Origin of the sequence: Actinoplanes sp. NPDC000266 (assembly GCF_042899005.1) — a bacterium.
Lineage (GTDB): Bacteria > Actinomycetota > Actinomycetes > Mycobacteriales > Micromonosporaceae > Actinoplanes.
In genome coordinates this window covers 1064664-1090842 of the sequence record NZ_JBIAZI010000002.1, presented here as the reverse complement: position 1 = coordinate 1090842, position 26179 = coordinate 1064664, and the positions used below count along the sequence as shown (strand labels likewise).

The window sequence follows — 26179 nt, the reverse complement described above, 5'->3', positions numbered from 1 at the left end:
CGGGTCAGCTCCGCTTCGTCCAGCTCGGCGTCGACGAGCCGGTCGATCCCCCGGATCATGTCGGCCGTCGGTTCGTGGTCCGTCACCGGGTCTCACCCCTTCCCGTCGTCGTGCCGTCGCCGGTCCGGGACCGCTCGAACTCCGCCACCAGCGGGCGGAGCGCGGTCCGGGCGTGCTGGAAATTCTTGCGGGCGGCCGCCGCGCGCCGTTCGAGGTCGGCGGCCTCCTCCTCGGCGGACATCCGGCCGGTGATCGCCGCCTCGCGCCGCTGAAGCTCGGCCGCGAACTCCTTGAAGGTGATGCCGGCCAGGAAGGCCTCCATCACCGCGCGCTGCGAGCACGGCAGGCCGCCCAGCAGCTGGCCGACCCACTGCCGGCCTTCGTAGGCGCCGAGGTCGAGATCGTCGCGAGGTGGCAGCGGCAGCTCGGTGACGGGAAAGGGGCTGGTGTCGTGCGCGTGCCGTTCCCGGCGGATCTTGAGGATGGCCCGTACCAGCGCGACCCGGGCGTAGGCCGCACGCCGGCTCGGGGCGATGGTGAACCAGCGCCGCCGTACGTCGATCATGACGTCACGCGCGGCGTCGTCGGCGTCCTGCCAGTTCCGGCCCCAGGCCACCCCGTATTTGCGCAGCTCGGGATAGGTCGCGCGGTAGAACGGGTCGAACTCCTCGTCGGGCGGCGTCATCGGCGCGCCACGACCACCGTCACGCCCAGGACCACGCAGGCCAGGGCGGCGATCGCCGTCGCCGCCACCGAGGCGGTCGCCGTGAAGACCCCGCCCACCCCCACGAGGGTGCCGTTGACCAGCAGAATCGGGTCGGTCCGGCCGCGTTCACCGTTCGTCGTCGTCATTTGCGGGCTGCCCTTCGCCGTTCCTCACGCTGCACGACATTGTCGTAGTGCAGGGCCGCCCAGGGCCGCCCGCCGTGAAAGCCGCGGCCAAGAAAGACTCGAAAGTGGCTCGACGGGGATCGGGGTCAGCCGACGTCGACGAGGGGTCCTGGACCTCGTGCGGGCTGGCCGCGACATGCGGGCCGGTGGCAAGGTCTTGACGCTGGATTCGAGTCGTTGTAAACGTGAAAGAGAGAGTTGAGTCGATGGCGCTCAACTACCGGGTGAATCACCGAAGGGGGACACGACCATGCTGATGCGTACCGATCCGTTCCGTGAAATCGACCGCGTCTTCGAGCAGTTCGTCGGCACCTCCGGCCGGCCCGCGGTCATGCACGTCGACGCCGAGCGTGACGGCGACTGGTTCAACGTCTACTTCGACCTGCCGGGCGTCGACCCCGACTCGATCGACCTGACCGTCGAGCAGAACGTGCTCCAGGTCCGGGCCGAGCGTCTGCGGGCCCGCCAGGACGGCGTCGAGCCGGTGATCAGCGAGCGGCCGATGGGTGTCTTCAGCCGTCAGCTGTTCCTCGGCGACACCCTCGACACCGACAAACTCGAGGCGACGTACGACAACGGCGTGCTCACGCTGCGCATCCCGATCTCGGACCGGGCCAAGCCGCGCCGGATCAACGTCGCCTCCGGCACCAGCGGCCGGCGGCAGATCGCCGGTTGATCCGCCGCAGCGCGCGCCCGCCTCGGTTGGGCGAGGCGGGCGCGTCCGGTGATCCGTACGCCGCTCCCGCACGTACTGCCTGCCAGGTGTCAATGTGACGGGAGGTTCTCGTGCGGTGGCTGCGTCGCTTGTGGGGTCCGGTGCTCGTGGCCCTGGTTCTGGTTCTGCTCGATCCGCTGCGGTCGCCCGCCCGTGCCGAGCCCGGTGTTCCGGTGCCGCCGGGTGAGCTGATCACCGACACGAACGACGGTGAGATCACCGCGGCCGACAAGGACCTGGTCGTCAAGGTCCGGCTCGCCGGGCTGTGGGAGATCCCGGCGGGGCAGATGGCGCAGGAGAAGTCGCGCAACCCCAGGATCCGGCAGATCGGAAAGAGCATCGCCGACCAGCACGTCGTCCTCGACAAGCTGGACAAGGCGGCCGCCCGCAAGCTCGGCATCAAGCTGCCTGACCGGCCGAACGCCGACCAGCAGGGCTGGCTCGGCGAGATGCGGGACGCCGAGGGCGAGGAGTTCGACCGGATCTACATCGACCGGCTGCGGGCCGCCCACGGCAAGATCTTCCCGGCGATCGCGACCATTCGCAGCAGCACGCGCAACGACACGGTCCGCAAGCTGGCGCAGCAGGCGAACCAGTTCGTCGCCACTCACATGACGTTGCTGGAGTCGAGTGGCATCGTCGACTTCCAGGGGCTCCCCACGGCACCAGCGCCGGCGCCGGCCACCTCGGCCGCGGTCGAGCCGGCCGCTCTCTCCTCGGTCGGCGCGAACCAGCGCGGCGGCTCGGGTCAGGGCCTCGTGATCGGTGTCCTCGCCGCGGCGCTGGCCGCCGGGGCCTTCTTCACCTGGCGCACCATGTCGACGCGCCGGCGTCCGCGCCGCCGGCGGTACTACTACTGAGGATCCCGGCGCCGGTCTGGGAGAGTTGACGGATGGCTGAGTTCACCGTCGTTCAAGAGGTACGCGCCCCGGCCACCGTGGTCTGGGAGACCCTGGTGGACTGGCCCCGCCACGGTGACTGGGCGCCCTTGACCGCCGTACGGACTCTGCCCGGGCCGGCCGGGGGAAAGGGCGCCATGTTCGTGGCCCGCACCGGCGTGGGGCCGCTGGGGTTCGACGACCCGATGACCGTGGTCGCCTGGCAGCCGCCGTCCGGTGACGAGGCGGGTGACCGGCTCGGGCGATGCGAGGTGGCCAAGTCGGGACGGGTCGTGCACGGCCGGGCCTGGTTCTCGGTCACGCCGCTGCCGGGCCGGCGGAGCCGCGTGGTCTGGTACGAGGACGTGACCGTCTCCCCGCGGAAGATCACCAGGTTCGCGGGCCCGGTGCTGTCCCTCGCCGGGCGACTCGGGTTCGCGGCCACGCTGCGCGCGCTGGCCCGGGACGTCGAGAAGCAGAGTGGTGGTGACCTGGGTGGTTGACGCCGAACGGATTAGCCGGGACAGCTGCTGGTTGTCGGCAATTCGCCCTATTACCCGCTTATCGCTCGGCTGACAGTCTGGCTTCATGACATCCAGCGATCCGTCGCTACCGCCGGGATCGGCTTTTCAGGAACGTAAGGACCTCATCTCGTACGGTGCGGTGGTCGCGGTCCTGGCGGCCGTCACCGAGATGACCGCCCTTGCCATCGACCTGATCGCTGTCGGTTCGGACAGTGGCGCCGAGCCCCGCCTGGGCCCGATCTTCACCCCGGCGCTGCTGGTGGGCCTGATCTTCGGCCGGGCGTCGGCGCGGACCGCGGCCGGCCGGATCGCCATGCACCTGAGCTGGGCTCCGTTCGTCATCATTCTGATCTTCCTGGCGGTCGTGAACAGGCCCCAGTCGGCCCACTTCCTGAGTGCGTTCGGTGAGACCCTGTTCGGGATGATCAGAGGCGCGGCCGAGGTCATCCAGGCGGCGGTGGAGGACTCGAACTGAAGCGTGGTCTGCGTAAGTTGGGACCATGAGCGCTATCGATGATCTCGCTGAGAAGTATGTCGACGACTGGGCCCGGCTCAATCCGATCGGGGCGACCTTCGTCGGGTTGGGCGGGCCGGGGGAGACCCTCGACGATCTCTCCCCGGACGGTTACGCGGCGCGCGCCGATCTGCTCCGCCGCACGCTGGCCGGCATCGACGCGATCGTGCCGGCCACGGAGGCCGAGCGGGTCTCGGCCGACGCCATGAAAGAGCGGCTCGGCCTCGACCTCGCCCGGTACGACGAGGGTGACACCACCTCCGACGTCAACGTCATCTCCAGCGCCGCGCACGCGATCCGGCGCGTCTTCGACGTCATGCCGATGGAGGGCGAGCCGGCGCTCGCCGCCGTCGCGGCGCGGCTCGCCGCCGTGCCGGGCGCCTTGCGGCAGTACGAGGAGACGCTGCTGGCCGAGGCGGTCAAGGGCAACGCCGCCGCCCGCGCACAGATGCTGGCCGTCGCCGAGCAGGCCGGCGCCTGGACCGACCCGGCCCGGGACGACTTCTATCCCGCTCTGGCCGAGCGGGCCGGCGCCACCGGCGCGCTCGGGGCCGACCTGAAGCGCAACGCTGATCAAGCCGCTGCGGCCACTGCCGAGTTCGGACAGTTCCTGCGGACGCGCCTGGCCCCGTACGGCCGGGAGAAGGAAGCCGTCGGCGCGCAGCGGCACGCCCGCGCCGCGCAGTACTTCCTCGGCGCCGTCATCGACCAGCGGGAGACGTACGCCTGGGGTTTCGAGGAACTCGCCCGCATCGAGGCGGAGATGCGCGTCGTGGCGGCCGAGATCGCCGGTCCCGGCGCGAGCGTCGAGGAGGCCGTCGCCGTGCTCGAGGCCGACCCGGCCCGGCGGCTGCACAGCAAGGAGGAGTTCCGCGACTGGATGCAGGCCACCGCCGACAAGACGATCGCGGAGCTGAACGGAACGCACGTCGACATTCCGCCGGCCGTACGGGCGATCGAGGCGCACATCGCGCCGACCAGCGACGGCGCCATCTACTACACGCCGCCCAACCACGACTTCAGCCGGCCCGGGCGCATGTGGTGGGCCGTGCCGGACGGGCAGACGTCCTTCTCGACCTGGCAGCAGACGTCGATGGTCTACCACGAAGGTGTCCCCGGCCATCACCTTCAGCTCGGGCAGAAGATCTTCCGGTCCGGCCGGCTCAACCGCTGGCAGCGGCTGCTCAGCTTCTGCTCCGGTCACGCCGAGGGCTGGGCCCTGTACGCCGAGCGCCTCATGGGTGAGCTCGGATATCTCGACGACCCCGGCGCCCGCCTCGGGATGCTGGACCTGCAGGCGCTGCGCGCGGCGCGGGTCGTTCTCGACATCGGCCTGCACCTCGAGCTGGAGATCCCGGCCGGCAACCCGTTCGGGTTCCACCCGGGTGAGCGGTGGACGCCGGAGCTCGGCTGGGAGTTCCTGAGCGGCCACAGCCGCATGCACGAGCAGGTTCTGCGCTTCGAGTTGCGCCGGTACCTCGGCTGGCCCGGCCAGGCCCTGTCGTACAAGGTCGGCGAGCGCATCTGGCTCCAGGCGCGCCAGGACGCCCAGGCCCGCCAGGGCGCCGGTTTCGACCTCAAGGCGTTCCACCGCGACGCCCTCGACCTCGGCACCCTGGGCCTCGACCCGCTCCGCCGGGCCCTCGGCCGGCTCTGAGACGCGGGCTAGGCGCAGGACCAGGTGCCCAGCGCGGCGATGACGGCTTCGACGAAGGCCGGCGTGGTGGTGGTGCGCTCGATCGTGCTGCGGTAGTACAGCGGGCCGATGGCCATGGCGGCGGCGTCGCGGCTGGGGACGGTCAAGGTGAGCTCGCCGCGCGCCTGGGCCTCGTCGAGGGCGGCCGCGAGGCGGTCCCGCAGGATGCCCGCGAACTGTTCGCGCCGGGCGTCCATGGTGTCGTCCCACTGCGCGGTTGTCGCCAGCGTCGTGGCCACGGCTCGTACGTCGTCGAGGTCGAGCTGCTCGGCCATCGCGGTCAGCTCTCGCCGTAACCACTGCCTGGCCGGAACGGTGGGCTCGGCGAAGAACGGCATGGGTACGGTGGCCATCGCCTCCATCAGGAGCAGCTCGGCCCGTGGCCAATGCCGGTAGACGGTGGCCCGGCCCACCCCGGCCCGCTCGGCGACCTGCACGTGCGTCACCGCGGCCGGGCCCCTTTCCAGGAGCAGCTCGCGGCCCGCGCAGCGGATGGTGGTCCTCGGCGCGTCGGGAGCCACCGGAAGGTACGTGGTCTCCACCGCCCTCGACCGCGGCCACGAGGCGGTCGCTGTCGTCCGGCGGCCCGGGACGTTCGCGCCGCGAGAGGGGCTGACCGAGGTGATCTGGCCCGCGGTGACCGACATCCCGGCCCTCACGGCTGCCCTTCCCGGCGCCGATGTCGTGATCAGCGCCCTCGGCGGCGCCGGCAAAGGGCCGACCACGGTCTGCGCGGACGGCATCCGGTCGGCCGTGACCGCCATGAAGTCAGCGGGGGTGAACCGGCTGATCGCCGTCAGCGCCCACGGCGTGCTGGAGTCACACGACGCGTCGCTGTATTCCCGGGCGGTGTGGGCCGGTGTGGCCGACCGGATGCGCGACAAGGAGGCGATGGAACCCCTCATCACCGCCTCCGGGCTGAACTGGACGATCGTGCGGCCGCCGAAGTTGTCGGACCATGACGCCATCGGCAGGTACAGGGCCGGCGCCGAACTCCCGATGCGGGTGTGGAGCTCCATCGGCCGCGCGGACCTGGCCGCGTTCCTGGTCGACGAGGCCGAGAGCGCCCGGTTCGAACGCGCCTACCCGCGGGTCACCCGATGACGAGGCCGGTGAAGGGGAAGGTCGCCGTCGTCACCGGTGCGACCGGCGGCATGGGACAGGTCATCGCCGCCGGGCTCGTCGGCGCCGGCGCGCACGTCGTCACCATCGCCCGCGATCCGGCCCGGGTGACCGCTGATCTCGAAGTCGTCCCGGGGGATCTGTCCCGGCGCGAGGACGTCGTGGCCGCGGCGCGCACGATCGCCGGCCGGCACGAACGGATCCATCTCCTGATCAACAACGCCGGCGCCCACTTCCCCGGGCATCGCCTCTCGGCCGATGGCGTCGAGCTGCACATCGCCCTGAACTACCTGGCGCCGTACGGCCTCATGACCTTGCTGGACGGCCCGCTGAGGCGTGGCGCCGCGCGGGTGGTGAACGTCGCCAGCGACACCCTCAACGACACCCGCCAGATCAAAATCGCGGGGCGGCCCCGGCCGGCGACTCTGGACCTGACCGGCGTCGACCGCCTGGACCAGGTGAACGGGGCGGACGGTTTCGTGCCGTTCGAGGCGTACGCCCGGGCGAAGCTCATGACCGTCACCGCCGGTTATGCCCTGGCGCGTGGTCTCGCCGCCGACGGCGTGACCGTGAACGCGGTGCATCCGGGAATCGTCGCCACCGACATCATCGACGACCTGGTGCCGGCCGGGCTGCGTCCCCTGCGCGGGCTGATCCGACGCGGCCTCCTCACGCCCGGTGAGGGCGCCGAGACCGCGCTGCGTGTGGCCACCGACCCCGGCCTGGCCGGTGTGACCGGCCGATATTTCAACCGGGACCGGGAAGCGACCACGCCGCCGGTGTCCCACGACCCCGCCGTGCAGCGGAGGCTGCTCGCCCTCAGCGAGCTGCACTATGCCGGCTGAATCCGGGCCTGTCCGTCAGAGAAAGGTATGAGCGATCCGAACATGTACCGACAGCAGTGGGCGGCGCCCGTCACGCAGCCGCCGCCGGCGGCCGTTCAGCCCTACCGGCCCGGCTACGTCATGCCGGGCGCCGCGCCGCGCGGCCAACTCGTCTCGGCCGGCGGCCGGCTGGGCGCGCTCCTGCTGGACGGCCTGCTGATGCTGGTCACCCTCTGGATCGGCTGGTTCGTCTGGTCGATGTTCACCTGGTCCGACGGCCAAAGTCCGGGCAAGAAACTGCTGGGCTACGTGGTGGCCGACGCGGAGACCGGGCAGCCGTTCGACTGGGGCCGCATGGCGGTGCGCGAGTTCGGCGTGAAGGGCCTGCTGGGATGGTTCCTCGACGTGGTGACGCTGAGCGTCTACTTCTGGATCGACGCGTTCATGGTCTTCGGCGACCGTCAGCGGACCCTGCACGACCGGATGGCCGGCTCGATCGTCCGTCACCTGTAGCCGGCGCGCCGGGACCGTCGGGTGACAGATCCCAGCGCGCCGCGGTGATCACTTACAGGACTTGACGCCGTTCGCGTGGGCCAGGCCGAAACCGGACGCCGAGGAGTCCATGTAGACCACTTCGCGGTTCTTCCCCGCCGTGGCGTACATCTGGGCGCCCGGGCTGCAGGAGGCCGGGCCGACGTACGTGCCCCGCAACGTGTACTGCTTGAGTTTCGGGTTGAGCACGTTGTTCGGATATCCGCCGGTCTCGAGCCAGGCCTTCACCGGCGCCTCCTCGGTGACGGTGAGGGTCGTGTCGGACAGGGCGACCGTGACGGCGCGGATCGCCTGCGGTGTGCTCTCGTCGAACAGCAGGCGGCTGGTGCCCTGGGCGAAGTCATAGAGGCGTACGGAGTCGTAGTAGGCCCCTTGGGTCCACTGGCCGTCGACGATGGTGCCGTAGTCGCGGTCGGTCATCCAGGCGACGCCGGTGCTCGACAGGTCGGGGTAGCTCATCCGCTCGGCGCCCGCGTCGCCGCCGGCGTAGGCCGTCCGGCCGGTCGTGACGTCGTACACCTCCACGCCCAGCGACCAGTAGACGCCGTTGGCGTCGGGCTGCTCGAAATTCTCGTACCGGACGTAGGAGATCTTCCCGTTCTTGACGCTCGGAGCGGTCGCGCTGCCGCGCCAGTCCGGGTGCGTCAGCGTGCGGACGGTCTTCGAACTGCCGCGCAGGTAGCGCACGACGTCGAGGTAGCCCTGGTCCGGGTCGTACTGGCTCCAGGCGATGACGTCGCCGTCGAAGCCCAGACCGTCGACGCGGTAGGGGGAGCTGTAGAGCTCCTTGACCGGGCCTCCGCCGATCGGCGCGGAGAGGATGCGGTTCGTCTCGTACGTCGGTGAGGCGGGATCCAGGACGACCGACATCCACACGACCCGCTTGCCGTCGGTGTGCGGGAAGCTGTTGACGCTCCCGTCGTTCGGGGAGATGCGGTACGGCGTGCCCTTGCCGTTCGTACGGCCGACCCAGATCGACGTCGGCTCGGTGCGGTTCGCGTCCGATCGCGGCACGGCGAACCAGCCGCCGGCCGCACTGGCCCTCATGTCGGCGTACATCCCGGTGTTGAGCCGGTCGATCAGGACGTCGGTGCCCTTGCCGTACAGCTTCTCCTCCCACTTCGCGGTGATGCCGCGGGAGTCGAACGCCTTCTGCACGACCTTGAGGTCGTCCTTCTTCAAGCGGAAGGACCGGGCCGAGGCGAGTACGGCGTCACGCGCGTCCACGAAGTCCGACATGGGCGTCAGGTAGTCGGTGAGAGCGCGGTAGACGACCTTGTCGGCGACCGTCTTGCCGAGGGCCTGGCGCAGGTCCCAGAGCGCGCCCGACACGATCGTCGAGTTGAGGTGCACGCCGCCGTCGTCCATGGACGGCGTGTCGATGAGGTGCTGGAAGTCGGCCGTGGTGGCGCCGTCGTCGAGGTCGCGCAGGGCGCACTGGGCGGGGGAGAGCGTGCGGCAGAGGTCGCCGCCGAGCAGGCTCGCCTGCGGGTCGGACATCGACGTGCCCGACGCATCGACGTCGATGGCGTTGCCGAAGTAGTCGGCGATCGCCTCGTTGAGCGCGCCCGATTGCCCGGCGTAGACGAGGCTCGCGGTGTGCTCCACGACGCCGTGCGTCATCTCGTGGCCGACGACGTCCGGGTCGGCGGACAGCGGCAGATATTCGGCGTCGCCGCTGCCGTACACCATGCGGGTGCCGTCCCAGTACGCGTTGACCCAGGGCGAGCCGCCATACGTGATCCCGACCACCGAGTCGATCGGCATGCCCTCGTCGTCCAGGCTGTTCCGCCCGAACTTCGCCTTGTACCAGTCGAACACCTGCGTGGCGTCCCAGGCGGCGTCCACCGCGCCGGCCTCGGTCAGGTCGGCGCCGAGCGTCGTCGACGGCGACGCGAACGGCGCCAGGCCCTCCGGCCACTGGCCACCGATCAGCTCGTAGTAGTCCCGGCCCCGGGCGTCCCACGTGGTGATCGGCGCCGACCGGGTCAGATCCTTCATGAGGTACGACCCCGCGTCCGACCGGACGAGCGGGAGCGACACCGTGGCGCCGTGCAGGGTGGTGCCCTGTCCGGTGACCGCCGCCGTCCCGGTGGCCGCCGGGGCCGCCTTCTTCGTGGTCTGCGGCGCGGTGCCGGCCCTCGGAGCGTCGGCGAAGGACTTGATCCGGCTGACGCTGAGAAGCGCCACCCCGTTGGTCGCGCCCACATAGACGTCGCGGAGCACGGGCTGACCGGTGACGGTGTCCTTGCCCTGGACGAGCACGCGCCGCGCGAGCACACCGGTGCCGGTCGGCATGACCAGGAGCCCCTGGTCGGTGCCGGTGAGCTCGGCCTTGCCGGCCACGACCACCGCGGCCGGGTTGAGACTCCGGCGTACCTCGTCGACCGCTCGCGAGACGGCGACCGAGGCGGGGATCGGGGTGACGGTGGTGTCGACGTCCAGGTTGGTGAAGTAGCTGCCCGACGTGCCGGTCACCGTGCGCTTGCCGGCGGTCTTCTCCGTACGGACCACGTACTGGGCGCCGAACACGGGCAGGCCCTTGTACTTCTGGTTGAGCCGGACCGTCTCCCGCTCGCCCTCCGTCTGGACGCTCGCCGTGGTGAGCGTGCCGGCCGGGTCGCCGATCCGGTAGCGGTCCTGGTGGCTCGCGAGGTGAGCCTTGGCCGCCTTGTCCGGAGCGACCGTGGCGTCGACCGGGTCGGCCACATCGTCCACGAGCGAGGGTGTGCCGGTGACGTCGACGGCCGGTGGCGGGGTCGCCGCGTGCGCGGCCTGGGCCGTCGTCCCGAGGATGGCGGCCGTCGCCAGGACGGCGATGGCGGGTAGTGCCTGGGGTCTACGCAATTTCGGTGCTCCTGCGAGGTTGTGGGTTCGCCCAGCTCACCCCGCTGCCGGTCACCGCCACAAGGACGACCTTGTGCAGTTGCGCAAACCAGCAGACCGGCCCTTACACATCCGTAATCCCCGATTAATCGCAGCGGGCGGCGCTCCTGGCATGCTCACATCGGAGGGTGCGACAACGTATGGACGGAACGGAAATACCGTGGTCGGCAACGGGTCTCGATCCGCTGGCCGGCCGGGTGCTGGAGCTCCTGATGACCGTCCGATCGGCGGACCGCGACGAGATGGCGTCCGCGGCCGGGGTGTCACCCTCGGAAGCCGAGCGGGCGCTGCGGCTCCTGGTGGACGCGTCGCTGGCGTCGCGGATCGGCGGTGCGGCGCCGCGATGGGCGGCCGCGCCGCCGAGGCCGTCGCTCGGCGCCCTCCTGGCCCGGCGAAGGGCCGAACTGGCCCGTGTCGAGTCCCTCGTGGAGCGGCTCTCCGAGGCACACGAGGCGGTGTCCGGGCCACGCGCCACGGACATGGTGGAGGTGCTGACGAGCGAGGACGAGGTGCAGGCGCGCTATCGCCAGCTGCTGATGGGAAGCTCGCTCGAGGTCCTGCATCTGGCGAAGCCGCCGTACGTCACGGGCGGATCGGCGTCCGGCGAGGCGGCGGGGATGACGCCCGGCGTGCTGATGCGCTCGGTGTACGAGACGGAGGGTTTCACCGACGCGGTGTCCCTCATGACAGCCCTGCGCGGCTCGAGCCGGGGCGGAGAGTTACGGCTGACATCCCAGATCCCGGTGAAGCTGGTGATTTTCGACCGGGCGGCGGCCCTGCTGCCGATAAAGGGGGACAGCCCGTCGTCGGGTTCGCTGGTGGTGCACTCGCCGGCGCTGGTGGTGGCGCTCGTGGCGCTGTTCGAGAGCATGTGGGAGTGCGCCGAGCCGGTGTCGCTGTCGAGGCGGCACGACCGCCCGGACGGCGAAATTCCGGCCTCGGGCCGAGACCTGCGAACACGGGAGATCCTGCGCATGATGGCGGCCGGGATGAAGGACGAGACGATAGCCCGGGCCCTGAACCTGAGCCGCCGCACGGTCCAGCAGCACATCAGCGACGCGGGTTCCCTGCTCGGCGCCCGGACCCGCTTCCAGATCGCCGTGCTGGCAGCGAAGCGGGGATGGCTGACCGATCGAACGCAACCTCAGTCGTGAGTGTGGCCGTCGGAGCCGTGCTCGCTGGGGGTGGGTGACGGAGTGGGCGCGACGGTGCCGGCGGTCGCGGTGAACTCGGCGGTGCGCACCTTTCCGGCGTGCTGGAAGTCCAGGTAGAGCCGGTAGGTGCCGGTCGAGGGCACGTCGGCGTGGAAGGTGATTCCCGGTCCGGGCGCGGTTCGCCCGTCGCCGGGTGTGCCGTCGGGATGCACGTGCAGGTAGGCGAGGTCGCCGGCGCGCAGGGCGACCAGATGGCCGTAGGCGCCCAGGTACGGCTGCAGGTCGGTGACCGGCTGGCCGTCCCTGCTCACCGACAGCGTCAGCGGGGATGAGGCGCCCGGCTTCAGGGTGCCGGCCAGCGTGACGGTGTAACCGTCGACCGTGGTGGTGGTCCGGGCCGGCGGCAACGGCCGGGGCTGGTAGTCGCCGGGGGCGGGGATGTCGGTGCCGAGGGTGAGACCCTCGCGCCCGGCCGGCTGGAAGTCGGCGAAGACGCGGTACTGGCCGGGGGCCGCTACGGCGAGCGGGACCGACCAGGTGCCGTCGGCGGCCAGGGCCGGGTGCACATGCTGGAAGCCGGACAGGTCACGCCGTACGACGATCAGATGCAGGTCTTTGTCGTGGCTGGTGGTGTAGGCGGTCACCGGCTTGCCGTCGGGGCCGATCACGCGGAAGCGGAACGGCTCCGGATCGCCGGTCGACAGCTCGCCGGTCAGCGGCGCCAGTTGATATCCGCTCTCGCTCACCTGAAGCCCGGCGGGGAGTGGCTGCTCGCCGGCGGGTTGCTCGGTGGTGCCGCTGTGCTGGGCATGGGTGGCGTCCGGCGCCGGTTCCCGGTCGGGGCCGACGGCGCGTCCCAGGCCCAGGGCGGCGGTGAAGACGACCGCCAGTCCCAGGCCGAACGCGCCCAGCCGGGCCGGGACGGCGTAGCTCCGAGTAGCCATGTCCGTGACTGTACCCCTACCCCCTATGGGTACTGCAAGCCGGGGACCCGTCCGCGCGTGACTCGACGAGGATGTTGGACCATGGCGGCATGGCTTTGATGGTGGAGATCCACTTCCCGATGACCGCCGACGACGAGTGGATCGACGACGTCGGCGACTATCTGATCGATCTGGAGGAGGAGCTCGGCATCGAGGAGGTCGAGGACGGCGAGGAGTCGGGGGACGAGTACATCTTCTTCATCGCCGGCCGCCGCGAGCGGACGCTTCTCGAGGCGGCCTCCCGGGTGGCGACCCGGAAGGGTGTGCCGCCGGGGGCCTTCGCGATGATCACCGACACCAACGCCCCGAAGGTCGGCCTGGGCCGGCGGGTGAGGCTGCCGGTGCGGTGACGCCCGTACAGCAATTCGAGGAGTTCTACGCCGCCTCGTCGTCGAGGGTGCTGGGGCACCTGTTCGTGATGACCGGCAATCGGGCTGAGGCCGAGGACGCGGTGGCGGAGGCTTACGCGCGGGCGTGGCAGCGGTGGTCGGTGGTCTCGCGGGCGGACAGCCCGGAGGCCTGGGTGCGTACGGTGGCGGCGCGTATCGCGATCAGCGGCTGGCGCAAGGCCGCCAACCGCTTGCTGGCCCACCGCAGGGAGGCGGGCGATCAGGTGCTCGATGGGCTCAGCGCGGATCACGTCGCCCTGATGCAGGCGTTGCGGACGCTGTCGCCAGTTCAGCGGCGCGACATCGTGCTGCATCATCTGGCCGGCCTGTCGGTGGCCGAGATCGCGCAGGAGACCGGGACGCCGGCCGGAACCGTCAAGGCCCGGCTGTCCCGCGGGCGCAAGGTGCTGGCCGCCCTGTTGGGTGAGCATGACGTGAGAGGAGTGGGCCGGTGAACCTCGATGAGCGTCTGTCCTCCCTCCTGGCCGACAGCGCCCCGTCCCTGCGCCCGCGTGCGGTCGAGGCGGTGATCCGGCGAGGCCGGCAGCGCCGCCGTCGCCGTCGTGCGGCCGTGGCCGGCGCGCTGACCGTTCTCGTGCTCGGCGGCGGGCTCCTCTGGCGACCCGGATCCACGGAGCCGCCACCCGAGCAGCTACCTCCGGCCGCTCCGTCCCCGGCCCCGGCCCCGCCGACCGGACTGTTCGCCGGTACGGTCCCGGTCACCCTCGCCACCACCGCACCCGCGGCGAAGGTGATGGCCGGTTACGACGATGACGACCGGGTTCTCGTCTCCGCCACCGAGGGCAAGGATCCGGAGCCGCGCAACCGCTGGCTGATCGTGCCCGACGACGGCGCCTTCGCCCTGCGGCTCGCGGTCAAGCGACCCGGCGGGTGGGTCTGCGCGAGCCGGGAGGCCGGTGGCGCTCTCCACCTCCGCGTGTGCCGGGCCGGGACCGCCGCCCAGCGGTTCACCCTGACCACGATCGACGATCGGACGTACGACCTGGCGTGGGACGGATCACCGGTCCGGATCGATGACGACGGTGCGCTCGTGGCCGGAGGCGCCGGCGCCGCCCTCCGCTTCACCGTGACCCGGGCCTGAAAGTCGTTTGCAACCGGGACCCTCCCTGAGGCGTCTTCTCCGGACCACACACTTCGGAGGAACACCTTGAGACGACGGATCTGGGCCGCGGCCCTGGCCGGCCTGCTGGCCGCGGGCACGGTCGCGGTGGAGCCGGCGCACGCCGCCGGGCCCGGCCGGCAGACCTTCACGCTGATCACGGGCGACCGGGTCGTACGGCGCGGCGACAACCTCACCGTCGCCCGGGCGCCCGGCCGCGAGCGCGTGACCTTTGTGGAGCGCAGCAACGGCGGGCACCGCTACGTGTTCCCGTCCGACGCGCTCCCGCTCGTGCGGGCCGGCCGCCTGGACCGCCGGCTGTTCGACCTCACCGCCCTCGCCGAGTTCGGTTACACCGGGTCGAGCGACCTGCCGCTCCTGATCAAAGGCACGGCCGCCAAGGCCGTGGCCCGCCTGCCGGAGCTCGGCATGGTCGCCGTGCGGGCGAACCGGCAGCAGCGCGACGACCTGTGGGCGGAGATGACCGGGCGCACCCGGCGTTCCGGCGTCGAGCGGATCTGGCTGGACGGCAAGCGCAAGCTCACCCTGGACCGCAGCGTGCCGCAGATCGGCGCCCCGGCCGCGTGGCAGCAGGGCCTCGACGGCACCGGCGTGACTGTCGCCGTGCTCGACAGCGGGGTCGACGCCACCCACCCCGACCTGGCCGGACGGCTGAAGGAGGTACGGAACTTCACCGACGCGCCCGACGCCGGCGACACTTTCGGGCACGGCACCCACGTCGCCTCCACCATCGCCGGGACCGGCGCCGCCTCGGACGGGCGTTACCGCGGCGTGGCCCCCGGCGCCCAGCTGCTGATCGGCAAGGTCTGCCCCGGCGAGGAGTGCCAGGACTCCGCGATCCTGGCCGGAATGGCCTGGGCCGCGGCCAGCGCGCCGGTGGTCAACATGAGCCTGGGCGGCGACGACGAGCCCGGCACCGATCCGATGGAGGAGGCCGTCGACGAGCTGAGCGCTCGCTACCACACGCTCTTCGTCGTCGCCGCCGGCAACAACGGCCACGCGCCGGTGAGCTCGCCCGGCTCCGCGGCGGCCGCGCTGTCGGTGGGCGCGGTCGACCGGGACAACGCCATCGCGGACTTCTCCAACTGGGGGCCCGCGCTCGAGGGCGAGCTGGTCAAGCCCGAGATCACCGCGCCCGGTGTGGACATCGTGGCGGCCAGGGCCGCGCACGCCACCATCGGTGACCCGGCCGGCAACCCGGCCTACGCGAGCCTGTCGGGCACGTCGATGGCCACCCCGCACGTCGCGGGCGCGGCCGCGATCCTGGCCCAGCGGCATTCCGGGTGGACCGGGCAGCAGCTCAAGACCGCGTTGATGGCTTCCGCGGAGCCGACGCCGGGTCTCGAGACGTACGCCCAGGGCGCCGGCCGGGTCGACGTCGCCCGGGCGATCACGCAGACCGTGGCCACCGCCACCGGCAGCGCCGACTTCGGCACCGTGCCCTTCCCGCACACCGACGACAAGCCGATCGACCGTACGGTGACCTTCCGCAACGACGGCACCGTGCCGGTGACGCTGCGACTCGCCGTCGAGACCACCGCGCCGGCCGGCATGTTCACCGTCGGCCAGCCGTCGCTGACCGTGGCGGCCGGAGCGACGGCCACGGCGAAGCTCACCGCCGACACCACTGTGGAGAGCGACCAGCAGTGGATCGGCGGCCGGATCGTCGCCACGGCCACCGGCGGCGTCCGGGCCGAGGTCCCGTTCGGCGTGCACCGCGAGGGCCCCGCCTACACGGTCACCCTGCGCCACACCGGGCACGACGGCGCCGCCCCGGTCACCGAGTTCACCGGCTTCACCGACCTGACCACCTTCGCGTACGCCGAGGCCACCGGCTCGACCATCCGGCTGCCCGCCGGGACGTACGGCCTGAGCAGCACCGCCGAGAGCGGGGACGGCGCCACCACCCTGCTCGTGCAGCCCCGCCTGGTCGTCGACCGCGACCTCACGGTCGACCTCGACGCGCGCCGGGCCAAGCCGGTCGCGGTGTCCGTGCCGGACAAGAAGGCCACGCCCACCTTCACCGCGATCCGAGGCACCTGGCTCTCCCCGGAAGGGATCTTCAGCGACACCGCCGTCAACGGCCCCGGCCCGGGTCTGTACTTCGCCGAGATCGGTGACCACACCGCCGAACCGCTGTTCCACTCGGCCGTCACGACGACGCTGACGTCGGCCACCTCGTCGTTCCGGCTGCACTGGCCGCGCGACGGCCGCTTCCCGACCGGTGTCGCCAAGGCGTACGGCCGAAAGGATCTGGCCGCGATCGAGGGAACCTACGCCCGGGCGGCCGGTGGCGCGCCCGGGATGGTGGGCTTCACCGCCCTCTCCCGGCGCGACGGCCAGCTGATCGAGACCGGCTACAGCCCGGACACGCGGATCGCGATGCCGGCGTCGCGCACCGACTTCGTCAACACCGACAACGGGATCTCCTGGACCGCGGGCTTCGGCGAGTACGACGTCGACGCCGATGCCTACCTCGGCTTCGCCCAGCGCTCCCCGGTCCAGTACAAGCCGGGTCAGACGTACCACCTGGCCTGGAACAAGGCCGTGTTCGCGCCGTCGGCCGCCGCCGGTTCGGTCACCCGCGAGGGCGACAAAATCAACGTCGACCTGCCCATGTACGCCGACGCGTCCGGCGTGCGGGTCAACGGGATCACGGCCCGGCCCCGGACGATCACCCTCTACCGGGACGGCGGGCTGATCGGCACGATCGACGAGAACGCCGAACAGCCCCGGCAGTTCACCGTGCCCGCCACAGCCGGTCGGTACCGCATGACCGCGACGGCCAAGAGGACGGCGCCGTACGAGCTCTCGACGTCGGTGACGAGCACGTGGACCTTCCGCTCCGGATCGACGGCCACGGCGACGCCGCTGCCGCTTCTGTCGGTGCGGATGTCGCCCGCGCTCAACCTCGGCAACAGCGCGCCGCGGGGCCGGCGGTTCGGCGTACCCCTGAAGCTGAACTCCCCGGCCGGCGTCACCGCCCAGGTCTCTTACGACGACGGCAGGACCTGGAAGCCGGCCACGGTGACCGGCCACGGCACGAACCACACGGCTTGGGTCCGCCACCCGTTGTCCGCCGGCTTCGCCTCGCTGCGGGTCAGCGCCCGAACCTCGGCCGGAGACACTGTCGAGCAGACCGTCATCCGCGCCTACCGAATCAGCTGAAAAACGTGACCGGCATGCCCGGCCGGGCATGCCGGTCCGGCTTACCGGGGGCGGTTCTTCCGATCCTTGACGTAAGCGTCGATCTCGGCCAGCACGGCGGCCTTGCCGGGACCGTCGAGGAACGAGTAGCGCACGGCCTGGCGGGCCAGCTCGGCTACGCCTTGTTCGTCGAGGTTCAGCAGGTCGGCGGCCACCTGATATTCGCGGTTGAGCGTTGTCGAGAACATCGGTGGGTCGTCGGAGTTGATGGTCACCGGCACGCCCGCGGCCACCAGCCGGGGCAGTGGATGGTCGGCCAGCGACGGTACCGAGCGGGTGCACACGTTTGAGGTCGGGCACACCTCCAGGGCGATGTCGTGCTCGCGCAGATGTGCCATCAGCTCGGGGTCCTGAGCCGCGGCGATGCCGTGGCCCAGGCGCTCCGGGGCGAGGTGACGGATCGCGTCCCAGACTGTGCCGGGTCCGGTCGACTCGCCGGCGTGCGGAACGCTGTGCAGTCCGGCCGCGCGGGCCGCCGCGAAGTGGCCGGCGTACCGGGAGCGGGGGATGCCGGCCTCCGGGCCGCCCAGGCCGAAGCTGACCAGGCCGTCCGGGCGCTGCTCGAGCGCCACGTCGAGGGTGACGTCGGCGCCGGTCATCGTCGGCTCGCCGGGGATGTCGAAACACCAGCGCAGCTCGATGCCGTGGTCACGGGCGGCGCGGCGCCGGGCGTCCTCGATCGCTTCGCAGTACGCCTCGGCCGGGATGCCGCGGGTGACCGACGAGTACGGGGTCAGGGTCAGCTCGGCGTACCGCACCGATTGGGCGGCGAGGCCGGCGCCGATGTCGTAGGTGAGCGTAGCCACGTCCTCGGCGTCGCGGATCAGGTCCACGACCGACAGGTAGACGTCGATGAAGTGCGCGAAGTCGGTGAACGTGAAGTAGTCGGCCAGCAGCCGCGGGTCGGCCGGCACCGTGGTCGTGCCGGCATGCCGTTCGGCCAGGCGGGCCACCGTGTCCGGCGTCGCCGAGCCGACGTGATGGACGTGCAGTTCAACCTTGGGCAGCCCGGCGATGAATGCGGTCAGGTCCGTTGCCATGTGTCCTCCACGAGGGAGGCGCCCTTGGGACCGTCGACCGGGTCGAGCGTGGCGGATGATGATCCGTCGCAGCGCCTCTCGGCCCGTACCCGCACGCTATCAACTCATGGCCGGGCCGGACAGACCAGCAGCCCCGGCGTGGCCGGAACCTGTGCCTCCGGGGAGCAGTCGAACCGCTCGCTGATCAGCGCCCGCACGTCGGGAGCCGACTGCGGAACACTGAACCAGGCGGTCTGCACGATCAGATATCGGGCGTCGCGGTTCTCGGTCAGGCAGCGCAGGTTGTCGGCATAGCTGGGCAGGGCGCGCAGCCGCGGAGCGACAGCCCCCCGCTGCAGCCACAACGGCGACGGGTATCGGCAGCTTGTCGGATTGCCCATGCCGTAGTTGACGGTGCCGTAGGTCAGGTACAGCACCGGCGTGTCCCGCCCGAGCCGGCGGCCGAGCTCGACCAGCGGCGCGCTGGTCGGCGGACCGTTGCGGACGTTGTAGTTGTAGGTGCTGAACGTGTACGGATAACCCGGCAGCACGGCCGGCAGCAGCGCGAAACAGAGCGCGACCACGCCGGCCGGCCAGGGAACGGAAACGGTGCTGCGGCCGCCGAGGAACCAGGCGGCAACGGCCAGAGCGACTGCGCCGATCTCGTACGCCCAGACCACCGGCCCGCCGTGCTCCAGCCGCCACGAGGCGGGCTGCCGCAGCAGCACGAGGCTGACGGCGGCGACGAGCACCGTGGCGGCGACCAGCGGCAGCCGGAACCCGGGACGAAGCGCGAAGGCGGCGCCCCAGACCCCGCCGGCGAGGACCACCGCGGCCGCGAAATGGTAGTCGAAGAACTCCGCCTGCCCGTACGCCGGAGCCAGCGACAACGCGGCGGCAAGCAGCGCCACCAGTGCGAAGATCCAGTGCCGGCGGCTGACGAGCGCCGCCGCCGCGGCCGGCGCGAGCGCCAGGATCGGGCTGTGCACCGCCGCGTCACCGATCGCGACCCGCAGCAGGCGCAGATCGTCGGCGTAAATGCCCTGCGGCTTGCCGTGCACGAGGGTCGCCAGGTCGCTCAGCCAGGTCCACTCCCAGGGCTGGAAGTGTCTGCTCACCAGATACCAGAGCGCGACCCAGATCACTGTGGACAATGCCGTCCAGGCGGCGCGGCGCCGGTCGAGCACGAAGACGACGAGCAGGGCGATCAGCGCGACCGGGAAGGTCGAGGCTTTCATGGCCACGACGAGCATGACGGCCGGTCCGGCCAGCAGCGCCCCGAGCCATCGCCGCCGGGGCGCGCACGCGGCGCCGACCGCCAGCACGGCCGCGAGCGCGGCGGCCCAGTCGGGCTCGAGGAAATGCCAGGGCGGCGCGACGAGCAGCGCCAGGCCGGTGCCACCGGCGATCCCGGCCGCCGCCGGCCACCCGGCGACCCGCCGGACCCCCACGAACAACACAGCGACAACGGCGAGGACCAGGAGGTACGTCTCGATCCGGATCACCAGGCTGGTGGTGTCCAACGAGGAATCGCGGACGAGCGCGATACGGCCCTCGTCGAGCGCGGCGATCAGCAGTTTGTAGGCGAGCGGCCGCGAGACGAAGATGTCCCCGAGGCTCACACCGCCCCGGCCGGCCGTTTCGAGGCCGCCGAGGACGTACCGCACATCACCGTTCAGATCGGGCCGGCCGGCCACGATGACCGTGGCCAGCGCCGCGAGCGCGGCCACGACCAGGCCGACCGTCCGTGCTGTTCCCCCGCGCACCCTGTTCATCAGACGCTTCCGGTCGTGATGTGCGCAAGGGCCGGGCCGGCCCGGCTCAGCTTTACGGGGCGGCGTTCAGCAGGTCGAGGGCGCTGTGCTGGCAGCTGTGGTTCGTGCCGGCGAAGGGCCCGGCCCAATGGGAGCCGTACATGTCCATGCTGTCGCGGTCGTTCGCGTGGGCGCTGTCGGCGTTGCGGGCCAGATAGGTGTTGTAGGCCCCGCCGACGGCCGTGTTCAGCGCGCCCAGGCCGCGGATCGCCGCGCCCTTGAACGAGGCGCCGTCACCGCCGCACGTGTCGGGCTCGTTCGGCTCGCGCAGGATGCCGTTCGGGGACAGATAGCCGCTGGTGGTCATCGCGTCACCGATGCGCCGGGCGGTGGCCAGCGCGGTCGCGTCGCCGGTCAGACGGTGGAGTTCGACCAGGCCATTGATCAAAACCCCTTGGTTGTACGTCCATGTGGTGTCGCCGTTGTTCCGGCAGGTTCCCAGGTTGATGCCGTCGTTCACCAGGTTCGCACCGTTGATCATTCCGGTGCTCTGGAACCACGACCATCCGGCCCGGGCGCGGTCGCGATATGTGGTGTCTCCGGGGAGGCGCCGGCTGAGCATGGCGTTGAGCTGGATGTACAGGCTGTTCTCGATGGCGTTCTTGTTCTTGCGGTCGGTCTTCCACCAGACGCCGCCGCCGCACGTGCCGTCCCAGTAGCTGTGCATCCAGTCGGCGTCGGCCCGGGCGGTGCTCAGGTAGCGGCTGTCGCCGGTCACGTCGTACGCGGCGATCCAGGCCAGGCCCCACCAGCCGGTGTCGTCCAGGAACTCGTTGCGGAACTGTCCCTGCCGCGCGCTGACGTTCTTGTCGTAGGTGCTCGCGATGGCGTACTGATAGCTGCGCATGCCGCTGCGCTGGATGTTGGTGACCAGGGCGGTGAGCGCGTTGGCGCCGGTCCACCAGCCGTTGCCGTCGAACAGGCCGGTGCCGCGGTCGAAACGCGTCATCAGCGCGGTCGCCGCGGCCGTGCGCCGGTCCCACGCGTTCCAGGTGCTGCGGGCCCAGGGCGTACAGCTGATCTCGGGGCGGTCCCCGGCCTTGCCGCAGGCGCGCAGCACCCCGACGCCGTTGGTGTTCCAGTCGTCGACGTTGAACTGGCCCGTGCGCCAGCCGGTCGAGCCGGCCGGGATGGTCGTGGCGCCGAGCCGGCCGTTGTCCGGCCACGAGCGGCCGCCGTCGAAGGAGCGGTCGATCCACACCTCGTCGGCCGCCCGGCCACCGTCGACGGTGGCCCAGCCCATCGCGTTCGTGTCGTCGACGTGCAGCTTGAACGTGCGCCCGTAGAGGGCGCTGGTCACGGCGACCCGGTCGCCGGCGGCCGACGCCGCGTCCCGGCCGTCGCAGTAGCGGTTGCACACCACCGTGGGGGCGGCGGAGGCGGAGGTGACGGGGGCCAGGCCGATCGACACGGCGGTCAGCGCCGTGGCGGTGAGTTTCGACAGCGTACGCACGAGGAGCCGTCCTCTCCCGCGGGGGATGAGGCGACGTTAACCCGGTATGACATCGATGTCAATCGATTGATATCGAAACGGCGGGCGCCCGTGGACGCCCGCCGTCGAGGTGAGGAAAGGGTCAGGGCAGGTTGATCGGGCGCAGGACCCGGTCGATGCCGTGGGCGATCTGCTTGTTGCCCTTGTTGATGTCGAAGCGGATGACGCGCGGGTTGCGGTCGTTGCGGTCGGCGTCGATCAGGGCGATGCGCTTGTGCCAGCGCGGGCCGTAGACGTCGACCTTGATCGTCGCGCCGGTGGCCGTCTTCAGCTTGGCGCCGTCGGCCTTGAGGGCGGCCTTGCGGTTGATCGTGGCGCCCGGGACGACGTGGTAGAGCAGAACGGATTCGACCGTGTTGATGCCCAGGCCGGCGACGGCGGTGAAGGCCGCCTTCTCACCGGGCAGGTGCCTGGTGTGCTGGATGTCGGCCACGAGCCGGCGGAAGGCCAGGTCGTTCGGGATGAACGCGGTGACCGCGGTCCTGCCGTCGGCCAGCACCTTGACCGGACTGGCCGGCTTGGCCTTCAGGACCGCCAGCACGGCGGCGGTCAGGATGTCGTAGTCGTAACCGTTGCGGTCGAAGCCGCTCTTGTCCGCGGTCAGCACCGCGGCCAGGGACTTGGTGCCGGAGGTCTTCGTCGTGCCGTGTGCGCTGGCCGGAGCGGCGGTAAGGGCGGAGGCGACGATGGCCGCGGTCGCTACGGCGGCGGCTCGGGTGATCCTCATCTTCGTGCGTCCTTTCCGGTACGGGATGGTGGCCTCGGTGCCACCACCCCGTCCTTCGCCCGGCGGGCGCCGGATGGATGCACCTAACCCGTCAGAGTTCCGCGCAGCAGGCTGCGACCCGAATGGGTGGCGTCGCCGTCGTGCGGTTCGTCGCTGACGTCGACCAGGCGGAACCGGTTGAGGTCGGTGCCCGGTGGCACCGGCAGCAGCGCGTCCGGCTTGTCGGAGAGGTTGCCGATGGCCACCATCTTCCCGGGGTCGTCCGGGTCGAGCAGCCACACCTCGTGGAAGCCGGTGGTCAGCGGCAGGTTGCGGACGTCGATGCGCAGCTGCCCGTCGGAGAACACCTGCACGTCACCGCCCGCGTTCGGCGGCACGGTCTTCAACGGCTCGAGCGTGGCCCGCGCCGTCACCTGCTCGGCCGGCGCGCGGCCGGTGAGCCGGTCGACCGCGATCACGCCGGCCACCGCGAGGACCGCCGCGGCGGCCGCGGCCAGCACCGGCGTCAGCCAGCGGGGCCGGGGGCGGCGCGACCGCGCCCGCGCCGTGATGTCGACGACCGGGGCCGCCGGGCGGGCGGGCTCGGGCGCGCGGGCGATGCCGGCCTCGATGGCCTGCCAGACATGCTCGGGCGGCGGGGGCAGATCGCGCAGCTGCTGCCCGCCGGCGCCGAGCTCGGCCACGTGGCGCAGGGCCTGCATCTCGTGGCGGCAGACGTCGCACCGCGTCAGGTGATCGGCCTCGTTCAGTTCCTCGAGTTCTTCAGAGAGCGCGAGTAGGACCAGCCGATCGGGATCCAAATGTTGCACCGTCCACCTCCCAACGACGTCGCAGGTTGGCCATTCCCCGGCGGATATGGCTCTTGACCGTACCGAGCGGCAGCCCGGTGACCGCCGCTATCTGTGGATGAGTGAGATCGTCGAAGAACGCCAGTTCCAGTGTGCGCCGCTGTTCGGCCGGCAGGCGGGAGAGCTCGTCGGCGACCACGAGGCGGTCGACCGTCAGCTCGGGCGTCTGCTCGGGGTCCGGCGGCGGCGGTTGCTGAGCCTGGACGACCTCGGCCGTCCGCTGCTCACGCGCCGCCGACCGCAGCCGGTCGACGGCCTTGCGCCGGGCGATGCCGAGCAGCCAGCCCAGCATGCTCCCGCGCTGGGGGTCGAAGCTGTCGCGGCCGGTCCAGGCCGCCACGAATGTCAGCTGGGTGACGTCCTCGGCGTCGGCCCGGTTGCCCAGCAGCCGCTGGGCCAGGTACAGCACGGCGGAGCCGTGCCGGTCGTACGCCGTACGCAATGCCGTCTCGTCGCCGTCGCGTAACCGCTCGGCGAGCTCGTCGTCGGAGCTCATCGACCTCCTTCCTCCGATAAGGGTTCACCTGTGTGTTCGCTCGGCGGGCCCGCCGCGGTTGCACCCAATTTTTCTCGGCCGCCCCGCATCCACGCGCCGCCGCCCCGACGAAGGACCGGTCGTACCGATTCATCGACGACCACCTCAGGAGCTCAGATGCGCACTCTGTCCCTTCGCCGTGCGGCCACGGCCGGCGCGGTGACCATGCTCGCCTTCGGCGGAACCGTGGCGCTCGGCCTGACCCCGGCCTACGCCAAGGCGAACTCCCAGGTGTCGGTCGTGCACGGCATTCCCGGCCAGCCGGTCGATGTCTACGTGAACGGCGAGAAGACGATCCCGGACTTCCAGCCCGGTAAGGTCGCCGGCCCGCTGAGCCTACCCGCCGGGCAGTACGACATCGCTCTCACCAAGCCGGGCGAGGCCATCGGCAGCGCGCTGCTGAAGGTCGACGACGCCGAGGTGCCCGGCGGCGCCAACATCAGCCTGGTCGCGCACCTCACGGCGGACGGCAAGCCGACGCTGACGCCGTTCGTCAACGACACCGCCAAGCTGGCGGCGGGCAAGGCCCGCCTGATCGTGCGGCACACGGCGGCGGCGCCGGCGGTGGACGTACGGGCCGGCGGGCAGCCCGTCTTCTCCGACGTGACGAACGGCAAGGAGGGCAAGGCCGACGTCGACGCCGGCACCGTCTCGGCGGATGTGGTCCTGGCGGGCACGCAGACCCGCGTACTCGGGCCGGCCGATCTTGACCTGAAGGAGGGAACGGCGACCATCGTGTACGCGGTGGGGTCGGCCGAGGACAAGACCCTCGACCTGGTGACGCAGTCGATCACCGGGCTGCACTCGGCGCCGGGCGGCGTGCCCAGCGGCGACGGCGGACGGGCCGACGGCAACGGCTCGCTGCCCTGGTACGGCGCCGGCGCGGTCGGCATCCTGCTGGCCGCGTTCGGGATCACGCGGCTGGCGACCGGACGTCGATGAGCTCGCGTCGCGGCACGCCCCGGACCCGTCCGGGGCGTGCCCTGTCCCTCACGGTGTCGGGCGTGGCCCTGGCGGTGACGGCGGGCGTGATGGCCTGCCAGTCGCAGCCGGCGGACGACTTCGGCGCCCCAGCGGTGACCGCGCTGGCATCCCCGGCGGTGCCCGCGAAGCGCGTGCCCATTCAAGACGGGGCGCCGCCACGGGCCACCACCGCCGACGGCCCGGCCCGGCTGCGCATCCCCGCCCTCGGCCTCGACGCGACAGTCGACGCGGTCGGCATCGACAAAGCCACCGGCGACTTCGCCGTCCCGCCGAGCGTCGACCGGGTCGGCTGGTACCGGTACGGGCCCGGCTTCTCCGCCAAGGCCGGCTCGATCGTCATCGCCGGGCACGTGGACAGCGCCGCCGAGGGCGAGGGCGCGTTCTTCCGGCTCGGCCGTCTCGACCGGGGCGACACCGTGACGCTCGCCGGGCCGGGCGGCCGGGAGCGCGCGTTCGAGGTGATCGCCCGCGAGCGGTACCGCAAGACGGCCGTGCCGCTGGAGAAGTATTTCGCCCGGGACGGAGCGGCCCGGCTCACCCTGATCACGTGCGGGGGACCGTTCGACCCGGAGACCCGGCACTACCGCGACAACGTGGTGATCACCGCGGCCGCCGTCAGGAGTTGAACAGGGCGGCGGCGACGGTCAGGAGCCGGGTGAGCTCAGTGTTCTCCGGGGTGCCGCAGCCGTCCACGCGCGCGGCGATCGACGGGCCGGTGATCTGGTATTCGAAGCCGTCGTTGCAGACCGCCCCGGGGCGGCCGGATCGGGCCGGGCGGCCGGCGGCGGGGCCGAGTCGGTCGAGCAGCCCGCGCAGCTCGGCCATCTTGGTGGCCGGCACGGTGGTGGTCACCGGCGGCCGTCCCCGGCGCGTGACGATCGCGGAGCCGTCGGCGGAGATCCGGACGCTGTCGTCGACCCCGGCCAGTCCACCGCGCCGCGACACGGTCAGTGGGAACGCCTTGTCCGTGGCGGGCCTGCTTGTCGTCTTCGCCGGCGGCGGAGCGGGCGCCGAGGCCGGCGCTGAGGTGGCCGGCGCGGAAGTGAGCGGCGCGGAAGTGAGCGACGCGGAAACGGCCGGTGTGGACGCCTGAGCCGGTGGGGGAGCGGGCGTCCGATCACCGTCCGCGCATCCGGCGGCGCCGCCGAACAACAGCGCGGCCGTGAGCAGGCATGTGTAGGGCTTTCGCACGTCGGACTCCGCATCGTATCGGCTGCGATTGATGACGGTAGACCTTCCAGTGGGGTCGCGCTTCCCTTCCTTGATGCCTAGAACTACTATGCC

27 protein-coding genes are annotated in these 26179 nt (G+C 71.5%); 15 read left to right on the top strand and 12 right to left on the bottom strand.

All coding sequences use genetic code 11. The features are described from left to right. Positions 1–82: 82 nt before the first annotated feature. Positions 83–685: an RNA polymerase sigma factor gene (locus ACFY36_RS11235; RefSeq protein ID WP_499745789.1), complete on the bottom strand. Its 603-nt coding sequence runs from the start codon at positions 683–685 to the stop codon at positions 83–85. Next, entirely contained in the window at positions 682–852 is a 171-nt protein-coding gene (locus tag ACFY36_RS11230; RefSeq protein ID WP_499745788.1) for a hypothetical protein, read from the bottom strand. The genes ACFY36_RS11235 and ACFY36_RS11230 overlap by 4 nt, the downstream gene beginning before the upstream one ends. Before the next feature lie 289 nt (positions 853–1141). On the opposite strand from ACFY36_RS11230, the gene ACFY36_RS11225 reads away from it, so the two are divergent. The 5 genes from ACFY36_RS11225 (at position 1142) to ACFY36_RS11205 (ending at position 5179) form a co-directional block, all read left to right on the top strand. After that, on the top strand, positions 1142–1567 hold the full coding sequence (locus ACFY36_RS11225; RefSeq protein ID WP_499745787.1) for an Hsp20/alpha crystallin family protein: 426 nt from the start codon (positions 1142–1144) through the stop codon (positions 1565–1567). Positions 1568–1677: 110 nt separating this feature from the next. Next, the gene (locus ACFY36_RS11220; RefSeq protein WP_499745786.1) at positions 1678–2466 is read left to right on the top strand and encodes a DUF4142 domain-containing protein; all 789 of its coding nucleotides are present in this window, start codon (positions 1678–1680) and stop codon (positions 2464–2466) included. A gap of 32 nt (positions 2467–2498) precedes the next feature. Then, a complete protein-coding gene (locus ACFY36_RS11215) occupies positions 2499–2987 on the top strand; it encodes an SRPBCC family protein (RefSeq protein WP_499745785.1) in 489 nt (162 codons plus the stop codon). Between the two features lie 85 nt (positions 2988–3072). Next, positions 3073–3483 carry a hypothetical protein gene (locus ACFY36_RS11210; RefSeq protein ID WP_499745784.1) on the top strand — a complete coding sequence of 137 codons (411 nt, stop codon included), beginning with the start codon at positions 3073–3075 and terminating at the stop codon, positions 3481–3483. 25 nt (positions 3484–3508) lie between these two features. Further along, positions 3509–5179 (top strand): DUF885 domain-containing protein, encoded by a 1671-nt coding sequence (locus tag ACFY36_RS11205; protein WP_499745783.1) that lies wholly within the window; start codon positions 3509–3511, stop codon positions 5177–5179. A gap of 8 nt (positions 5180–5187) precedes the next feature. On the opposite strand, the gene ACFY36_RS11200 is transcribed toward ACFY36_RS11205, so the two are convergent. Further along, the gene (locus ACFY36_RS11200; RefSeq protein ID WP_499745782.1) at positions 5188–5760 is read right to left on the bottom strand and encodes a TetR/AcrR family transcriptional regulator; all 573 of its coding nucleotides are present in this window, start codon (positions 5758–5760) and stop codon (positions 5188–5190) included. Here ACFY36_RS11200 and ACFY36_RS11195 point away from each other — a divergent pair. From ACFY36_RS11195 to ACFY36_RS11185, 3 genes are read left to right on the top strand one after another with little or no spacing between them, the layout of a single operon-like run. Next, positions 5750–6322, top strand: coding sequence for an NAD(P)-dependent oxidoreductase (locus ACFY36_RS11195; protein WP_499745781.1), 573 nt, complete (start codon positions 5750–5752; stop codon positions 6320–6322). The genes ACFY36_RS11200 and ACFY36_RS11195 overlap by 11 nt on opposite strands. Beyond that, positions 6319–7185: an SDR family NAD(P)-dependent oxidoreductase gene (locus tag ACFY36_RS11190; protein WP_499745780.1), complete on the top strand. Its 867-nt coding sequence runs from the start codon at positions 6319–6321 to the stop codon at positions 7183–7185. The genes ACFY36_RS11195 and ACFY36_RS11190 overlap by 4 nt, the downstream gene beginning before the upstream one ends. A gap of 27 nt (positions 7186–7212) precedes the next feature. Beyond that, positions 7213–7677 carry an RDD family protein gene (locus tag ACFY36_RS11185; protein ID WP_499745779.1) on the top strand — a complete coding sequence of 155 codons (465 nt, stop codon included), beginning with the start codon at positions 7213–7215 and terminating at the stop codon, positions 7675–7677. Between the two features lie 48 nt (positions 7678–7725). Here the strand turns inward: ACFY36_RS11185 and ACFY36_RS11180 are convergent, their stop codons facing one another. Continuing rightward, positions 7726–10563: a M4 family metallopeptidase gene (locus ACFY36_RS11180; protein ID WP_499745778.1), complete on the bottom strand. Its 2838-nt coding sequence runs from the start codon at positions 10561–10563 to the stop codon at positions 7726–7728. A 179-nt stretch (positions 10564–10742) separates the two neighbouring features. On the opposite strand from ACFY36_RS11180, the gene ACFY36_RS11175 reads away from it, so the two are divergent. Next, the gene (locus ACFY36_RS11175) at positions 10743–11756 is read left to right on the top strand and encodes a LuxR C-terminal-related transcriptional regulator (RefSeq protein WP_499745777.1); all 1014 of its coding nucleotides are present in this window, start codon (positions 10743–10745) and stop codon (positions 11754–11756) included. Here the strand turns inward: ACFY36_RS11175 and ACFY36_RS11170 are convergent. After that, positions 11747–12700: a DUF8832 domain-containing protein gene (locus tag ACFY36_RS11170; protein WP_499745776.1), complete on the bottom strand. Its 954-nt coding sequence runs from the start codon at positions 12698–12700 to the stop codon at positions 11747–11749. The two genes, ACFY36_RS11175 and ACFY36_RS11170, sit on opposite strands and share 10 nt — an antisense overlap. A gap of 89 nt (positions 12701–12789) precedes the next feature. On the opposite strand from ACFY36_RS11170, the gene ACFY36_RS11165 reads away from it, so the two are divergent. The 4 genes from ACFY36_RS11165 to ACFY36_RS11150 all read left to right on the top strand — a co-directional run bounded on the left by ACFY36_RS11165 (position 12790) and on the right by ACFY36_RS11150 (position 17437). Further along, on the top strand, positions 12790–13089 hold the full coding sequence (locus tag ACFY36_RS11165) for a hypothetical protein (protein ID WP_499745775.1): 300 nt from the start codon (positions 12790–12792) through the stop codon (positions 13087–13089). Further along, complete coding sequence (locus ACFY36_RS11160; protein WP_499745774.1) at positions 13086–13583, top strand: sigma-70 family RNA polymerase sigma factor; 498 nt, start codon at positions 13086–13088, stop codon at positions 13581–13583. The genes ACFY36_RS11165 and ACFY36_RS11160 overlap by 4 nt, the downstream gene beginning before the upstream one ends. Continuing rightward, a complete protein-coding gene (locus ACFY36_RS11155) occupies positions 13580–14230 on the top strand; it encodes a hypothetical protein (RefSeq protein ID WP_499745773.1) in 651 nt (216 codons plus the stop codon). Before ACFY36_RS11160 ends, ACFY36_RS11155 begins: the two co-directional genes overlap by 4 nt. Before the next feature lie 66 nt (positions 14231–14296). Next, on the top strand, positions 14297–17437 hold the full coding sequence (locus tag ACFY36_RS11150) for a S8 family serine peptidase (protein WP_499745772.1): 3141 nt from the start codon (positions 14297–14299) through the stop codon (positions 17435–17437). Positions 17438–17478: 41 nt separating this feature from the next. On the opposite strand, the gene ACFY36_RS11145 is transcribed toward ACFY36_RS11150, so the two are convergent. From ACFY36_RS11145 to ACFY36_RS11120, 6 genes are all read right to left on the bottom strand, one after another. Next, positions 17479–18516 (bottom strand): adenosine deaminase, encoded by a 1038-nt coding sequence (locus tag ACFY36_RS11145; RefSeq protein WP_499745771.1) that lies wholly within the window; start codon positions 18514–18516, stop codon positions 17479–17481. Between the two features lie 104 nt (positions 18517–18620). Further along, positions 18621–20270, bottom strand: coding sequence for a hypothetical protein (locus tag ACFY36_RS11140; protein WP_499745770.1), 1650 nt, complete (start codon positions 20268–20270; stop codon positions 18621–18623). 52 nt (positions 20271–20322) lie between these two features. After that, positions 20323–21762 (bottom strand): glycoside hydrolase family 76 protein, encoded by a 1440-nt coding sequence (locus ACFY36_RS11135; RefSeq protein WP_499745769.1) that lies wholly within the window; start codon positions 21760–21762, stop codon positions 20323–20325. Between the two features lie 121 nt (positions 21763–21883). Next, complete coding sequence (locus ACFY36_RS11130) at positions 21884–22528, bottom strand: fasciclin domain-containing protein (RefSeq protein ID WP_499745768.1); 645 nt, start codon at positions 22526–22528, stop codon at positions 21884–21886. 83 nt (positions 22529–22611) lie between these two features. Beyond that, entirely contained in the window at positions 22612–23337 is a 726-nt protein-coding gene (locus tag ACFY36_RS11125; protein WP_499745767.1) for an anti-sigma factor, read from the bottom strand. Next, positions 23291–23872 carry an RNA polymerase sigma factor gene (locus tag ACFY36_RS11120; RefSeq protein WP_499745766.1) on the bottom strand — a complete coding sequence of 194 codons (582 nt, stop codon included), beginning with the start codon at positions 23870–23872 and terminating at the stop codon, positions 23291–23293. The genes ACFY36_RS11125 and ACFY36_RS11120 overlap by 47 nt, the downstream gene beginning before the upstream one ends. A 156-nt stretch (positions 23873–24028) precedes the next feature. Here ACFY36_RS11120 and ACFY36_RS11115 point away from each other — a divergent pair, with 156 nt between their 5' ends. Next, positions 24029–24853, top strand: a complete 825-nt coding sequence (locus ACFY36_RS11115; protein ID WP_499745765.1) for a DUF4397 domain-containing protein — start codon at positions 24029–24031, stop codon at positions 24851–24853. Then, positions 24850–25521, top strand: a complete 672-nt coding sequence (locus ACFY36_RS11110) for a class F sortase (protein ID WP_499745764.1) — start codon at positions 24850–24852, stop codon at positions 25519–25521. Before ACFY36_RS11115 ends, ACFY36_RS11110 begins: the two co-directional genes overlap by 4 nt. Here the strand turns inward: ACFY36_RS11110 and ACFY36_RS11105 are convergent. Next, entirely contained in the window at positions 25511–26086 is a 576-nt protein-coding gene (locus tag ACFY36_RS11105; RefSeq protein WP_499745763.1) for a hypothetical protein, read from the bottom strand. The two genes, ACFY36_RS11110 and ACFY36_RS11105, sit on opposite strands and share 11 nt — an antisense overlap. Between the last annotated feature and the right edge of the window lie 93 nt (positions 26087–26179).